Annotated in this window: 16 protein-coding genes; 5 read left to right on the forward strand and 11 right to left on the reverse strand. The window is 63.1% G+C overall.

The annotated features are described in order from the left end of the window. Nucleotides 1-40 precede the first annotated feature (40 nt). A complete protein-coding gene (queF, locus tag HDE76_RS15450; protein ID WP_184508885.1) occupies nucleotides 41-865 on the forward strand; it encodes an NADPH-dependent 7-cyano-7-deazaguanine reductase QueF in 825 nt (274 codons plus the stop codon). Nucleotides 866-1006: 141 nt separating this feature from the next. Beyond that, nucleotides 1007-1618: a hypothetical protein gene (locus tag HDE76_RS15455; RefSeq protein WP_184508887.1), complete on the forward strand. Its 612-nt coding sequence runs from the start codon at nucleotides 1007-1009 to the stop codon at nucleotides 1616-1618. Nucleotides 1619-1807: 189 nt separating this feature from the next. Here the strand turns inward: HDE76_RS15455 and HDE76_RS15460 are convergent, their stop codons facing one another. Next, complete coding sequence (locus HDE76_RS15460; RefSeq protein ID WP_184508889.1) at nucleotides 1808-2221, reverse strand: hypothetical protein; 414 nt, start codon at nucleotides 2219-2221, stop codon at nucleotides 1808-1810. 241 nt (nucleotides 2222-2462) lie between these two features. On the opposite strand from HDE76_RS15460, the gene HDE76_RS15465 reads away from it, so the two are divergent. Beyond that, nucleotides 2463-2825, forward strand: coding sequence for a hypothetical protein (locus HDE76_RS15465; RefSeq protein WP_179478324.1), 363 nt, complete (start codon nucleotides 2463-2465; stop codon nucleotides 2823-2825). A 672-nt stretch (nucleotides 2826-3497) separates the two neighbouring features. Here HDE76_RS15465 and HDE76_RS15470 read toward each other — a convergent pair. The 10 genes from HDE76_RS15470 to HDE76_RS15515 form a co-directional block, all read right to left on the reverse strand. Beyond that, on the reverse strand, nucleotides 3498-3803 hold the full coding sequence (locus HDE76_RS15470) for an STAS domain-containing protein (RefSeq protein WP_179478326.1): 306 nt from the start codon (nucleotides 3801-3803) through the stop codon (nucleotides 3498-3500). A gap of 13 nt (nucleotides 3804-3816) precedes the next feature. Beyond that, the gene (locus tag HDE76_RS15475) at nucleotides 3817-5004 is read right to left on the reverse strand and encodes a methyl-accepting chemotaxis protein (RefSeq protein ID WP_179478328.1); all 1188 of its coding nucleotides are present in this window, start codon (nucleotides 5002-5004) and stop codon (nucleotides 3817-3819) included. 16 nt (nucleotides 5005-5020) lie between these two features. Next, entirely contained in the window at nucleotides 5021-6118 is a 1098-nt protein-coding gene (locus tag HDE76_RS15480) for a chemotaxis response regulator protein-glutamate methylesterase (RefSeq protein ID WP_179478330.1), read from the reverse strand. A 101-nt stretch (nucleotides 6119-6219) separates the two neighbouring features. Next, nucleotides 6220-6822: a chemoreceptor glutamine deamidase CheD gene (gene cheD / locus HDE76_RS15485; RefSeq protein ID WP_343205720.1), complete on the reverse strand. Its 603-nt coding sequence runs from the start codon at nucleotides 6820-6822 to the stop codon at nucleotides 6220-6222. Between the two features lie 44 nt (nucleotides 6823-6866). Further along, nucleotides 6867-7748: a protein-glutamate O-methyltransferase gene (locus HDE76_RS15490; protein ID WP_184508891.1), complete on the reverse strand. Its 882-nt coding sequence runs from the start codon at nucleotides 7746-7748 to the stop codon at nucleotides 6867-6869. A gap of 4 nt (nucleotides 7749-7752) precedes the next feature. Further along, nucleotides 7753-9477, reverse strand: coding sequence for a methyl-accepting chemotaxis protein (locus HDE76_RS15495; RefSeq protein ID WP_179478335.1), 1725 nt, complete (start codon nucleotides 9475-9477; stop codon nucleotides 7753-7755). A 12-nt stretch (nucleotides 9478-9489) separates the two neighbouring features. After that, the gene (locus HDE76_RS15500; protein ID WP_184508893.1) at nucleotides 9490-9996 is read right to left on the reverse strand and encodes a chemotaxis protein CheW; all 507 of its coding nucleotides are present in this window, start codon (nucleotides 9994-9996) and stop codon (nucleotides 9490-9492) included. Between the two features lie 88 nt (nucleotides 9997-10084). After that, nucleotides 10085-12076: a chemotaxis protein CheA gene (locus HDE76_RS15505; protein ID WP_184508895.1), complete on the reverse strand. Its 1992-nt coding sequence runs from the start codon at nucleotides 12074-12076 to the stop codon at nucleotides 10085-10087. A 12-nt stretch (nucleotides 12077-12088) separates the two neighbouring features. Continuing rightward, nucleotides 12089-12451, reverse strand: a complete 363-nt coding sequence (locus tag HDE76_RS15510; RefSeq protein ID WP_179478341.1) for a response regulator — start codon at nucleotides 12449-12451, stop codon at nucleotides 12089-12091. A gap of 15 nt (nucleotides 12452-12466) precedes the next feature. Beyond that, a complete protein-coding gene (locus HDE76_RS15515) occupies nucleotides 12467-12778 on the reverse strand; it encodes an STAS domain-containing protein (protein WP_343205721.1) in 312 nt (103 codons plus the stop codon). 150 nt (nucleotides 12779-12928) lie between these two features. Here HDE76_RS15515 and HDE76_RS15520 point away from each other — a divergent pair, with 150 nt between their 5' ends. Both HDE76_RS15520 and HDE76_RS15525 read left to right on the forward strand, forming a co-directional pair. Then, the gene (locus HDE76_RS15520) at nucleotides 12929-14101 is read left to right on the forward strand and encodes a flagellar hook-length control protein FliK (RefSeq protein ID WP_255481627.1); all 1173 of its coding nucleotides are present in this window, start codon (nucleotides 12929-12931) and stop codon (nucleotides 14099-14101) included. Continuing rightward, nucleotides 14098-14370 (forward strand): flagellar biosynthesis protein, encoded by a 273-nt coding sequence (locus HDE76_RS15525; RefSeq protein WP_184508899.1) that lies wholly within the window; start codon nucleotides 14098-14100, stop codon nucleotides 14368-14370. Before HDE76_RS15520 ends, HDE76_RS15525 begins: the two co-directional genes overlap by 4 nt. The last annotated feature ends 21 nt before the right edge of the window (nucleotides 14371-14391 follow it).

Raw genomic sequence — 14391 nt, forward strand, 5'->3', positions numbered from 1 at the left:
GCCATCGGGCCACGCCGGCAAAGCCGTTAAACTGGGCGGCATGAACACGCCCGAACAGTCCCAGCTCGGCCAGAGCACCGTCTACGCCGACCGCTACGACCCCAGCCTGCTGTTTCCGATACCGCGCGCCGAGAAGCGTGCGGAAATCGGCGTCGGCGACCCGGTGCCGTTTCACGGCGTCGATATCTGGAATGCCTATGAGCTGTCGTGGCTCGACGCGCGCGGCAAGCCGGTCGTTGCCATCGCCGAGTTCCGCGTGCCGGCGACGTCGCCCAACATCATCGAATCGAAGTCGTTCAAGCTGTATCTGAACGGCTTTGCGCAGGAGCGTGTGGCCGATGCGGCGACGCTTGCGGCGACGCTGACGCGCGATCTTTCGCACGCGGCCGGCGCGGATATCCAGGTGCGGCTCAGCGATATCACCGCCGCCAGGCACAGCGTGGTCGATCTGGACGGCCATCTGCTCGACGACCAGCGCATCGATATCGACCACTACGGACCGCCTGAAGCCAGTTTTCTGCAAGTCGACGCCGACGCTCCGACCGTCGAAGAAACCGTGGTCTCGCACCTGCTGCGCTCGAACTGTCCGGTAACCGGCCAGCCGGACTGGGGCAGCGTGCAGATCGCCTATCGCGGCTGGCCGATCGACCGTGCCGGGCTGCTGCGCTATCTGATCTCGTTCCGCAATCACAACGAGTTCCACGAGCAGTGCGTGGAGCGCATCTATGTGGATGTGATGACGCGCTGCGCACCCGAGCGGCTCAGCGTCTATGCGCGCTATACCCGCCGCGGTGGCCTGGATATCAACCCATTTCGCAGCAGCGTGCCGGCCAGCCCGGCAAATTCACGCGGCGCCCGCCAGTAACACCGTATGTTTCGGTAATCGGCGCTTCATATCGAGGCCGGTAATCTCGCGTGCTGCGCCAAATAGCTCGTCTGGACTGGCCGCACTGGGCACGTCACCATGGCCCGTCAGTCATCACGTTATCAACCCTGGAGCCTTACCATGTCATTTTCACCGCGTTCCGCCACGCTGATCAGCGCCACATTCGCCAGCATGCTCCTGCTCAGCGCCTGCGGTAAAAGCGAAGCGCCCGCACCGGCCCCGGCCGCCGCCAGCACCGCAGCACCCGCTCCCGCACCTGCTGCTACGGCGCCTGCGCCAGCCAGCACTGCCGTGAAGCCCGCCGCCGCTAGCACGGCAGCCGCCACTGCACCTGCGGTTACCCCAGCGGCTACGGCTGCTCCTGCGGCCGCGCCCGCTGCCGCCAGCGCGCCGCTGAGCTTCTCCAAGCTGACCCTGGGCAACGCGGTCAATAACGACCATCAGGTGACCAAGCCGGGCACCAGCTTCGCCACCACCGACAAGACCATCTACGCCAGCGTCGCCACCGACGGCAGCACCAGCGGCGCCAAGCTCAACGCCAAGTGGACCTATACCGAGGGCGCCAGCGTGCTGGTCAGCAATATCACCCAGTCGATCAGCACCGACGGCCCGGCCATCACCACCTTCAAGGTGCAGAACCCGGACCTGTGGCCGGAAGGCAAGTACAAGGTCGAAATCTCGCTCGACGGCAAAACCGTCGCCGACCAGGACTTCCAGATCGGCAAGCGCTGATCCCGGCTCAAGCCTGTCACAAGCAAAAAGGCGCCCGATCGGGCGCCTTTTTGCTTGTGTATCCGCTTACGTGAACAACGGCACCTCTACTCAAAGTAGGGCCTCGCGGCGGATACAAAGAGACCTTTTCGTTTCGGGTTGGTGAATAACCCTTTCCGGCGGCACCCATTCCACAGATATCGGGACTGCCTAATACGTAATCGTGATATTTCTGGTCTTGTCGTCAACAACGGTTTGTCGCATGTGCTGAGTATCGCCGAGCACCAACAGTGGAACGACGCCATTCGCCACGCAGGCGACCTTCAGCGCCACATCACCCGCCGAGACCGTGCACGTAGGCAGGATGACCATGCTGACGCTAAACGACGCCGACGTCGTAGCGGCCTTCAGTACACCCATCATTCCAAAGAGAGCCACCGAGGCAATGAGCTTGGCTAGCTTTTTGCCTCGCGCGAAAGCCATTCCCCGAGAGAACGTTTCCACGTAAAGCCGGCTGCCTGCGCTTCGTGTCCTCTGCGACCCCGTCACAAACGGGGCGCTGCGACGGCAGCAGGAAATGCGGCGGCATTGAACGTACTTATTGAATGCGGTGGCAACACGCATGCGAAGCTCCTCGACGATACCCTCAGACATCGGCTGTCGACTGCGTTTGCTTTAGAGCCTGTTCACGATCTCACCGCGCCTCGCGCCGGGATCATCGGTTTTCGCTTACCCGAAAGAGGGGCGGATTACCGGCCGCAGCCATCCCCTCGGCGAGCGAGACCGCAACCTAAAGTTTGCGCCCACTTGGCCGATAAGCAGCGTGAGATGTCGTTGAAAAATATCCGCTACCGAAGGACCAATCATGAAATATCTTCTTGTTACAAGCCTCATGCTGTTTACGCCCATGGCCGCTCATGCGGCCTGTTCGGCCAGCGATTTCTCGATTGAGGATTTCAAGGCAGGCACGGTCGGTTCGGGCGGTGCCATGCACCTGATCCTAAAGGGCAAGCTGGTCAATCATTGCGCAACGCCGGCCGCCGCCCAGGTTCGCGTCGATGCAAAAAGTGGCAGCGGTGCCGTTCTGGCCACCAAGCAGGGCTGGCCCGGCGGTACCACGAATATCTCTCCGGGACAGTCCGTCGACTTCGACCTGGGCAGGCTGGTTCGTTATCAGCCCGATATGCAGACGTACGCGGCAGCCATCACCGATGTGCGCACCTGGTAAGTAACTGACTGGTGGCAGGGCCGGCCACGTCATTTGACTGCCCTGCCACGAAGCTCTACCGTGGCATGCGTGGTGGCCCGTCACACTCCCGCCAAGCCATCCGAACTTCGCCGGTCGGCCTGAGCCGCTTCAGTTGTATGGCATGCCGCGCGGGCTCGGTGGCGTTTTGCACCACTCGGCATCCGGGCCTGACCTGGATGCCGAGTGGTGGGCTTGCTGCGCGAATGGCCATGGCCGCAGACGCTCGCTCCGGCAAACTTGGCAGTCGCCGCCGGACCTTGGGCGATCGAGACACAACCGCCCCAGCAGTAGCCTCGAACGCGATGAACGTGCATTGCCCTATGGCTTAGAGCCGGTTCAAAGTCTCCACGTAGCTCGCGTTGCCTTGCCATAGCCGTCAGGTGGTGGTGCGTGGCGCAGCGCTTGCCTGGCTGGCAAGTCAAGCACCGAAAAGGTGTAAACCGCGCGCTGCCGCCTGGCGGCCACGGCGAGGCCGCAGGGCCGGGCCTGTTTGCCCCCATTCCTGCGTCATTACTCGGTGTGGACCGACGTCCACTCCTCGCTCCTCAAAGCCGGCGCCATCCATGGCGCTTCCCCGCGTACCCTCGTTCTTCATTGGTCTGCGGGCAAACAGCTCTCGGCGCGGGCCATGCGGAGACTTCGAACAGGCTCTTAGTGCAGGACAAACAGTTTGTCGAAGCCCGCTACGCGCAGCGTCCCGCGCAAGGTCGGCCCCGCGTTGACGATGCGAATCTCGGCGCGGTCGCCGCCGGCATGTTCGCGCAGCAGCAGCAGCATGCCCAGGGCGGAGCTGTCCATGGTGTCGACTTCGGCCAGGTCCATGATGTAGCTTCGCGCCGGCTTGCGATCGCCCAGGCATGCATCGTGAAACGCGCGATGTACGGTGAAGTCGAAATGCTCGCCGAATTGCAGGGTCAGGCAATCCTGCTCGGTGTCGTGATGGATGTTGAGGTTCATGGATGGGGCTCCTTCAGAACAGTTCGATTTCGCCGGCATCCATCGTGCTCTGCAAGGCAGGACCACGGGAGCGCAGGCGGGCTTTTTCGCGCTGCAAGGCCAGCCGGGTTCGCACACGCTGCGCACGCTCTTCCAGCGCACCGGCATCGATCGGAGCGCAGGCAATATCCTCGATATCGCGGGTCGTTTCCGCCGCCACACCTTGCAGCTCGACCAGGCGAGTGCGGGTCTGGTTGAGTAGCTGGCTGAGAATGTCCTCGAACTGCAGCGAGCGGATCGTTGTCGACACATCGTTGCTCAGGCCGCGATTGATCTCCACTGCCTGGTCGGTAACGGCATTGGTCCGCATGTCGCTCTCCGTCACGTGGGCCATCATGGCGTCGATACCGCCTTTGGCCGACAGCGCGACATTGAGGTCCTGCGAAGCAAGCGCACCGATCAGGCCACGTACTTGATCCATCGCCGTGCGGGCGCGTTCGACATGGCTGCCGATCTGTTCGTTGAACTGATTGGAGTTGCTGGCCAGATTGCGGATTTCACCGGCGACCACCGCAAAGCCTCGCCCGGCCTCGCCGGCACGCGCCGCCTCGATGGCGGCATTGAGCGCCAGCAGGTTGGTTTCTTCCGCAATGGTGTTGACGTTCTTGAGCAGCGCGAACACCGCGTCCATTTCCTTCGACATGCCGTCGATCCGATAGACGATGCGCAGGCTTTCGCGCGACAGCTGCACGATCAGACCGACGAAATGTTCGAGCAGATCACTGGTGCGCGTGGCGAAATCCTGGACCGAAACGCCGCCGCTCTGAACGTCGATGATCTGCTTGAGCAAAGACTGCTGCAGACCGGTCTTTTGCGACAGGCCGTCGAATCCGCCACCAAGCTCGGACACCGCGTCACGCAGCAGATCGAGCGCTTGGTGCAGTTCACGCGATGCATGGCCCAGCTCGTCGACCAGCGCACCGCGCACGTCCTCGAGCGCTTCACGCACGGGCGTGGTGTCGACCACGGACACCGTAGCTGTCGCGGTCATCGCCTTGCTGGCCAGCCGCCCGTGCTCCCACAGCCACACCGCAGCAATGACGAAGATCAGCAGCGGCGCCAGCCATGGCGAATGCCACAACAGGCACATGAGTAGTGCCATCGCACTGACGGCGATACCGATGAAAGGGCGTGCAATGGAGTTCGCGCTAGGCAGTGACATGAGGAATTCCGATACTTCAGGAGACGGCGCGCGATGCGCCGGCAGTGGGTTGTTGGGCCAGCAAAAGCAATCGCGCAGCGATGCGTTGCAGCGGCAGCATTTCGTTCGCGGCGCCCATCTTCCAGGCAGCCCCGGGCATGCCCCAGACTACCGACGAGGCCTCGTCCTGCACGAGCGTTGGTGCGCCTGCATCGCGAAGTTCGAGCAATCCGCGCGCGCCGTCATCGCCCATGCCGGTCAGCAACGCAGCGACCGTCGAAGCACCGACGTTCGCCGCCATGGAACGGAACAGCACATCGACGCTCGGCTTGTGACGATTGACCTGAGGACCGTCGTGCAGCCGGCATACGTGCTTGGCGCCGTCCCAGATCACCAGCAGATGCTGGCCGCCGGGCGCGATGTAAGCATGACCAGGCTGGATCGGCTGGCCATCGCGCGCCTCGCATACCCGCATCGCGCAGCAATGGTCCATGCGCGCGGCGAACGGGCCACTGAAAGCCGCCGGAATATGCTGCGTGATGACGATCGGCGGCGCATCCGGCGGCATTGCAGCGAGCACGACGCGAATCGCTTCGGTGCCGCCGGTCGACGCGCCGATGGCGATGATCCTGCTGCCACCACGGCTTCCCGGGGTGGTCACGCGCGGCAACACCGCATCGGCCGAAAGCCTTGGCGGCACGTCCAACGTCTGCACAGCAGTGTAGGCCCTCGGTTTCGACATGGCGGCCAGCTTTACCTTGGCGCAAATGTCCTGAGCGCTTTCGGCAAAGCTGCTGGCCAGATCGCTCGATGGCTTGGTGAAGAAATCGACCGCGCCCAGTTCCAGCGCACGCAGCGTCACTTCGGCACCACGTTCGGTCAAGGAAGAAACCATCACCACCGGCATCGGCCGCAAGCGCATGAGGTTTTCCAGGAAAGTCAGCCCGTCCATGCGCGGCATTTCCACGTCAAGCGTGAGTACGTCGGGGTTGAGCAGCTTGATCTTGTCGCGCGCAATCAGCGGATCGGCCGCCGATCCCACCACCTCGATACCGGGATCGGATTCGAGCATGGCCGACAGCAGTTTCCTCACCAGCGCGGAGTCGTCGACCACAAGGACGCGTACTTTTTCCATTGCTGTTTTTCTCTTCTTGTATGGATGGAAACCGCCCAGGGACGGATACGAAATCCCGTTGATGCGCCATCGGCTCGTGCCGCCTGACCACCACGCTCTGGCTAAAACAGTTCCACCTCTCCCTTTATCGGATCATTTGCCAAACGCTTGAGGTAATGTTCTTCCCGATTGGCTACGGCCACGTCGCGCACCGCACGCAGCTGACGCACCCGCACGCGGCCGCTGGCGGGGAAAAACTGCACCTGACGCGGGTAGATATCGCCAAGATCCTCCGCCGCCAGCGGCAGGCTTTCCGTCGCCAGATAGCGCCTGATGAAGGCAATATTGCGCTTCCCGACGTCGGTCATCTGCGCCAGCACCCGGCCACCGCCAAAGACCTTCACCACCAGATTCTCCCGGCGTCCGCCGGCCTTGAGGATCGCGTTGATCAGTTGTTCCATGGCATCGCTGCCATATCGCGCCGCGCGCCCTACCGCCGACGACCAGCTGTCGCGTTCACCCAATGGCTCGGGCAGCATGAAATGATTCATCCCGCCGATCTGCAGATGAGAGTCGCGCACGCACGCCGAAATACATGAGCCCAGTACTGTGGAAATCATCTCTTCCTGCGCACTGACGTAAAACTCGCCGGGCAGGACTTTTACCGTCATGCAGCTATGGGTGGGATCCCAAAACCGGCGCATATGCTCGAAGCCGGGTATCACCGGCGGCGCAGCTCTCAGCGCGGCCAGTCCGGACGCATAGTCATTCATGCCGCGCGCTTCCGGTAGACCGTTCGGCCGACCAGGTCAAACGCGTCGCTGAGGCCGTGCATCGACTCGGAATGACCGAGGAAAAGATAGCCGCCCGGACAAAGCAGTTCAGCGTAGCGCTCGAACAGTTTCTGCTTGGTCGGCTTGTCGAAATAGATCACCACGTTGCGGCAGAAAATAGCGTCGAACGGACCGCGCATGGGCCATACATGCAGCAGGTTCAACGGTTCGATGCTGACCAGCTCGCGCAAACGCGGGTGGATACGCGCGAAACCCTGGTAGCTTCCCTCGCCGCGCAGAAACCAGCGTCGGCGACGTGCCTCGGAAACGCCACCAAGACGATCGAGCATATATTCGCCCTGACGCGCGGCTTCAAGCGCCTGCGGCGAAAGATCGGTCGCCAGAATGCGCGCATCCAGCGACTTGCCGCTTTGCTCCAAGGCCTCCGCCAGCACCATCGCCAAGGCGTAGGGCTCTTCGCCGGTGGAGCAGCCGGCCGACCAGATTCGCAGCCTCTCGCCGTTACGCTTCGCGTCGAGCCAGCGCGGCAACAGCTCGTCGACCAGTAAATCGTAGTGATGCATTTCGCGGAAGAACGATGTGACGTTGGTGCTGATCGCACTGGCCAGCTCGCCCAGTTCGCTATGCGGATCGTTACGCAGCAGTTCGACGTAGGCATCGAATCCCCGCAGTTGAAGCGCCCGAAGCCTGCGTCCGAGTCGGCCTTGAACTAGCTGGCGCTTATGCTCCCCCAGCACGATGCCGCAATGCTGGTAGACGAAGCTGCAGATAAACGCAAAGTCCTCGTCAGCCAGCACGAAACCAAAGGCTGCAGTCGACGTCAAGCTGGCATTCTCGGGCGTCGGGCGAGCGGACATAAGATCAGAACTCCTTCCATGCTCCGCTGTCGGCGGTTTCCGCGGCGCGCGGCGCTTGGGCACGGGGTGCGGCTGTCTTGCGCACGGCCGCGAATACCGCCTGAGTTTCGATCTCAGCCACCTTGCTCTCCACGCGCGGGGCGACTGCAGCCGCGTCGTTATCGCCCACAACCCGGAAGAAGCCGACCTGACGCGTCAGTTCGCTCGCCTGCTCGTGCATGGCACGCGCGGCGGCCGACGCCTCCTCCACCAGTGCGGCGTTCTGCTGTGTCATTTCATCCATCTGCGACACGGCGTTGTTGACCTGGTCGATACCGGCCGACTGTTCCTGGCTCGCAGCGGCGATCTCGGCAACGATGTCGGTCACTTTCTTCACGCTGTCGACAATCTCCGCGAGCGCCTTGCCTGACTGATCCACTAGCGCTGTGCCGGTGTGCACCTTGTCGGCGCTGTCGTTGATCAGCAGCTTGATTTCCTTGGCGGCGCTGGCGCTGCGCTGTGCCAGGTTGCGTACCTCGGTGGCCACTACCGCAAAGCCACGACCCTGTTCGCCGGCGCGAGCGGCTTCCACGGCCGCGTTGAGCGCGAGCAGGTTGGTCTGGAAAGCGATCTCGTCGATCAGGCTCACGATGTCGGAAATCTTGCGGCTGGAACTGTTGATCTCGCGCATGGCGGTGACCGCCTGCGATACCACCTCACCGCCCCGCTCGGCCTGTTCGCGGGCACCGCGTGCGAGCTGATTGGCGTGACTGGCGTTTTCGGCGTTCTGCTTGACGGTGGAGGTCATCTCCTCCATCGACGACGCCGTTTCCTCGAGGCTCGACGCCTGCTCCTGCGTGCGCTGGCTGAGATCGTCATTGCCGCGAGCGATCTGCTGCGCCGCCGTGCTGACTTCATCGGAACCGTGACGGACGTCGTTAACAATATCCACCAGGCGCATGTCCATGGCACGCAGGCCGGCCAGCAGACGCGACAGCTCGTCGGTACCGCGCACCTGGATATCGTGCCCGAGCTTGCCCTCGGCTATTTCACCGGCCAGCCTGGTCGCGTAGTTCAACGTATTGACAATGGAACGCACCAGAATGACCGAGCTCACCAGCGCAAACAGCAGACCGATCAGCAGAGCGGCCATGGTGATCATGCGGACGCGCTGATAGCTGCTCACCTGCGCCTGGAAAATCGCCGCGGCCTCGACGCGCTGCGCTTCCATCAGCTTCGCCAGCGCCTGCTGACGCTGCATCACCAGCGGGCGCATCTCCATCTGCAGCAAATCCTGCGCCGACGGGTCGTTCTGCTTCAGCGCATCGACAACATCGCTCTTGGCTTGGGCCATGTCCTTGTCGGTGGATTCATACTCCTTTAATGCCGCGGCCACCGCCGGACTCTTCGGCTGCAGCGAGAACCGCTTCATCAGGTCGGTCCCTTCGTTCTCGAGACGATCGTAATCCGTCAGCTTCTGCTTAATCTGCTCCGGCTTGCCGACCAGGTTAGCGGCCTCACCAAGCGCGATGAAACACTGCAGCGCGCTGGTCCCTATGTGGGCCACCATCAGCGTCGGCGCCATCTCACCTTCGTAGATCTGTCGCGTGCCGTCGTTCTGTCGCGCCATCGATCCGAGGCCGATGGCCGCGCCGGCCAGCAGCATAAAGCTGAGCAAGGCAACCAGCCCGTAGAGGCGCGCACGCACGCTACGCAGGGAAAACTTCAGTAGAAACGAGGGCATTCTCATTCTTAACTCCAATCAGGCCACAGCCTTCACATCGCCAACCGCGTTAAGCGCGGTATCCAGTAGCTGCACGTCCTGCGGCTGCAATAATTTGTCGGCGTCGAGCAGCAAGACCATCCGCTCGCCGATCGAGGTCAGACCCTTCAGGTATTCGGTGTCGACCGCCGTGCCCATGTCGGGTACAGGACGCAGGTGCGTGTCTTCAATGTCGAGCACATCGGATACCGCATCGACGACGATGCCGAACAGCCTGCTGGCGACCGTGATGATCACCGTCACCGTGGTGGCGTTGTATGCCTCGCGACTCAGGCCGAAGCGCAGCCGCAGATCGAGCACCGGCACGATCGCACCGCGCAAATTGAGCACGCCCAGCACGTACTGCGGAGCCTGCGGGATGCGTGTCACCGGCGTCCAGCCGCGGATCTCGCGCACGGCCAGGATGTCGATGCCGTATTCCTCCTCGGCAAGATTGACGGTGAGGTACTGCGTAGTGGTATTGGTGTCGGAAATTGACTGACTCATGGGCATTCCAGATAACAAAGGTCAGGCGCTGGGTAATGTATCGACCGGTACGAAGCGGGCTTGAGCGGGGATCGGTAGATCGGCCGTATTACGCCGCTCGACGTCGGGACTGCATGCGCGCTAGTCCGGCGACATCGATGATCAATGCCACCGATCCATCGGCCAGAATGGTCGCGCCGGAAATACCTTCGATGCGGCGATAGTTAGCCTCAAGCGACTTGACCACCGCCTGCTGCTGGCCGATCAGGCCGTCGATGAACAGGCCTACCCGACCGCCGTCCGCTTCGACCACGATCACCAGACCATCCTCGATCCGCTGTTTCGCACCGACGCAACCAAAATGCTCATGCAGACGAACGATCGGCAGGTAGGCGTCGCGAAAGCGGAACAGTTCACCGCCGCCGATCACGCTGCGCACGGCATCCGCTTTCAGCTGTACCGATTCGACGATCGATACCAGCGGCACGATGTAGCACTCCTCGCCTACCGCCGCGCTCAAACCGTCGATGATGGCCAGCGTCAGCGGCAGCGTGATGGTGAAGGTCGTACCGTGGCCCGGACGACTCGCGATGGCGACGCTGCCGCCCAGATCCACCACGTTGCGGCGTACCACGTCCATGCCCACGCCACGTCCCGACAAATCGGTGGTGGTGGCTGCCGTGGAAAAGCCGGGCTGAAAAATCAGCTCGTTGACAGCATCGTCGGACAGATTGTCAGCGGACGAAATCAGACCTTTCTGCATGGCTTTGGTCACGATGGCGTCGCGGTTGAGACCGGCACCATCGTCGACGATTTCCACCACGATCGAACCGCCGCGGTGAAACGCCTCCAGTCGCAGCGTACCGCTTTCCTGCTTGCCAGCCGCGCGGCGTTTTTCCGGCGTTTCCAAGCCGTGATCGATGGCGTTGCGCACCAGATGCACCAGCGGGTCGCCGATTTTTTCGAGCACGGTTTTGTCCAGCTCGGTGTGCTCGCCCACCATGTCCAGCTTCACCTGCTTGCCCAGTTTTTGGCTCAGATCGCGCACCAGTCGCGGAAAGCGGTTGAAGACCGAGCCGATCGGCAGCATGCGTATACCCATCACGCTTTCCTGCAGCGTGCGGGTGTGTCGGGCCAGCTGCGCCAGGCCTTGCTGCAGCAGCGCGAGTCGAGTGGAATCGAAATCTTCGCGGAACTGATCGAGCATCGCCTGCGTAATCACCAATTCGCCGACGAGGTCGATCAGGCTGTCGATCTTGTCGATGCCGACGCGAACCGAGCCGGCATCGTTGCTGCTGGCCGGCGTATTTTTCGGCGCGCCGCTCGGCATCGTCGGCGCGGGTGCCACATCGATATCTTTGGCCGGCAGCGTCGGCTCGACCGAACTTGCCGCGGCGCTCATGGGTTCGATGCGCAGATCGCATTCGCCCTCGACCCAGTCGAACACCGCCGCAATGGCGTCCCGGCCCGCCGTGCCGGTCAGCTCGAGACGCCAGCCCAGATAACATTCGGACGGCTCGAGTGCGTTCAGTGCGGGCACGCGATCGAGCTGCGCTTCGACCGACAGCGAGCCCAATTCGGCCAGTTCGCCGAACAGGCGCAGGGGATCGTTGCCACCGGCCAGCATGCCGGCGTGCGGCCGAAACTCGATGATCCATCCATTGGCCGTCGACGCGGCGGCAGCGGTTGGTCCCGGCACGGCCGAAGCGGTGCGGCCGACGGCCGCTGCCAATTGCCGGCGAAGATCGTCACTTTCCGCATTGGCCAGCGGCTGCCCGGTCTGGGCGCGATCGAACATGCCGCGCAGGCAATCCACGGTGCGCAGCAGCAGTTCGATGATCGGCCCGTCGATCGCCCGACGCCCGTCGCGCAACTCGTCGAGCAGCGATTCGGCCTCATGGGTGAACGCGGCCATATCCGGAAAGCCGAAGGTTGCCGCACCCCCTTTGATCGAATGCGCCGCGCGAAAAATGCGGTGTATCAGCTCCGCATCGACGGCGCCCTGATCCAGCGCGAGCAGCGACGCTTCCATGGCCTCGAGACCTTCCAGGCTTTCTTCAAAGAAGACTTGGTGGAACTGCTCCAGACTGACCATGCTCATGGCGTTCTCCGCTCAGCCGAGAACGCGACGAACGGTCGCCAGCAGCTGCTCGGGATCGAACGGTTTGACCAGCCAGCCAGTCGCGCCGGCGGCCTTGCCTTCCATTTTCTTTTCAGGCGTCGATTCGGTCGTCAGCATCAGGATCGGCACGCCCTTGTAGTCAGGCTGCGTGCGTAACTCCCGCACCATGCTGAGGCCGTCCATCACCGGCATATTGACGTCGGCCAGCACCAGATCGAAGCGCGCGCCGCGCGCCGCATCCAGCGCAAGCTGCCCGTTCTCCGCCTCGCTCACCTCATGTCCGGCCCCACGCAGGGTAAATGCCACCATGCCGCGCATCGAAGCCGAATCGTCTACCGCAAGAATCTTTGCCATCGTCTTTCCTCAAGTTCAGGCTGGCATCGCAGCCGGTAATACCAGGGCCTGGGTCAGGCCAAGCCGTTCTGCCGCCTCGCGCAGCGGCGCGCTCACGTTGGCCCAGGCGACATGCTCGCCACGCGTCTGCGCATCGCGATGAACCGCCACCAGCAGCTGCAACGCCGCCGTGTCGACACGCGTCACAGCCGCCGCATCGAGCGTGCTCGACGGCGTGGCCAGGCACTGCTCGCGCAGCGCCGGGAGTTCCGCCATACGGCAATCGGCGGGTAGTTCGATCGTCGCCGTCGGACAGTCTGCCGCACCGCTTCTACTGCTCTTGCCCACGCGCTTAACCTCGCCGAATATGTCTGTGCGTTGGACTTATCGGCCGGCACGGCCACAGCTTTAGGATCGATCCACGCGCATGGCCGGCGACCAAACTCAAGTTCTTGCTAAATCGGCCGATATTTCCTGACGATCGCGGGGAGAAGAAACTTGACGCGATCACTGGCGGAGGAGCCGCGCGTGATCATTCAACCAACTAGCGTCGCCGCACTGACCTGGCTCGGTGCCGCTGCCGGTGCCAGCGCCGAAGGTTGGCGCATGGGCAACGTGCTGTCCGCGCGTCCACTGGGTTTCAACGACCAGGGTTTGCTCGTCTTGCAAATCGGCGCGCTGACCGTCGAAGCCGAGGCGCCCGGCACTCAGCTACCGTCGCAGTTTCAGGTTCGGGTACTGAGCCTGGGGCCGCAGCCGCTGCTGGAGATCATCGGGGCGCAAGCCGCTGCGGATACCAGCGTCAATCAGGCCATGCGCGAGCGACTGCCGCAGCAGAACGGCTACGCTCCGCTCTTGGCCACGGTTTCCGCATTGGCACAATGGCCGGTGCTGCGTCAGCTTCCCACCTATGTGCGCAATGCGCTGGCGCTGCTCGAACACAGCATGAGCACGACGGACGAATTGGCCACCGGCGATGGGCTGCGTCGCGCGATCGAACGCAGCGGGCTGTTTCTGGAATCGCAGCTCGTCCAACCTGGTGGCGATGAGGCGAGCACCGGCCAGGGCGACTGGAAGGGTGCGCTGCTGCGCTTGCTCGACGCTTTGAACAATCAACCCGCGCTGCGCGACGATAGCGCCGGCAGCGTCGCACCGCCGCTGCAGTCGCGCGGGATGACGCCACAAGGCCGTCTGACCCTGCCGCCCGAACTGGCCGACAACAGCGAGGCCGCCAGTTTCCTCCCGCGGCTGCGCACCGATGTACAGGCCGCGCTGGCCAGGCTGGAAGTGGCGCAACTGGAGGCCAGCAAAGTACCGGCCTGGATGATCGAGATTCCGGTGCAGGGTGAGCAAGGTGCCGACGTTCTTCAGATAAGGCTGGAGCAGCACGACGGCGACAGCGAACAACGCCAGCACTGGACGCTCGGCTTCGCTCTCGATCTGCCGTCGCTGGGTCCGGTCCAGGGCGAACTCGTGCTGCGCGGCCTGCATCTGTCCGTTCGACTGTGGGCCCTGCTGCGCGAGAGCACCGCGCGGCTGGAGCAGCAGTTCGACAACCTGCGTGCGGCGCTCGCCGTCAGCGGCCTGAGCCTGGATCAGTTGAGCTGCCAGACCGGCCTGCCTCAGGCAGAAGCCAGCCGAAGCGCCGTGTTTCTCAAGGCCACCGCATGAATCAGCGGCTGCTACCGTCGCCGCAACGCAAGGTCGTGCTTCGCCTGTCCAGCGGCACCGAGGCATCCCCGATACCGCCAAGCCTCAATGCGGATGAATTGGAGACATTGCTCGAGCGCGCCCGCGCGCTGGGTTTGCCCTTGCACCATGACGGCCAGATCGCCGCCTTGCTGACCTCGCTGCGCATGAGCAAGGACGTGCCGCCGCTGCTCTATAACGCGGCGGCAGCAGTGCTGGCGAGCGTGTATGCCGCATCCACCGAAGGCTGAGACTCGGTATGGCTGGCTCCG

It is taken from the genome of Rhodanobacter sp. ANJX3, assembly GCF_014200755.1.
Classification (GTDB): Bacteria; Pseudomonadota; Gammaproteobacteria; order Xanthomonadales; family Rhodanobacteraceae; genus Rhodanobacter.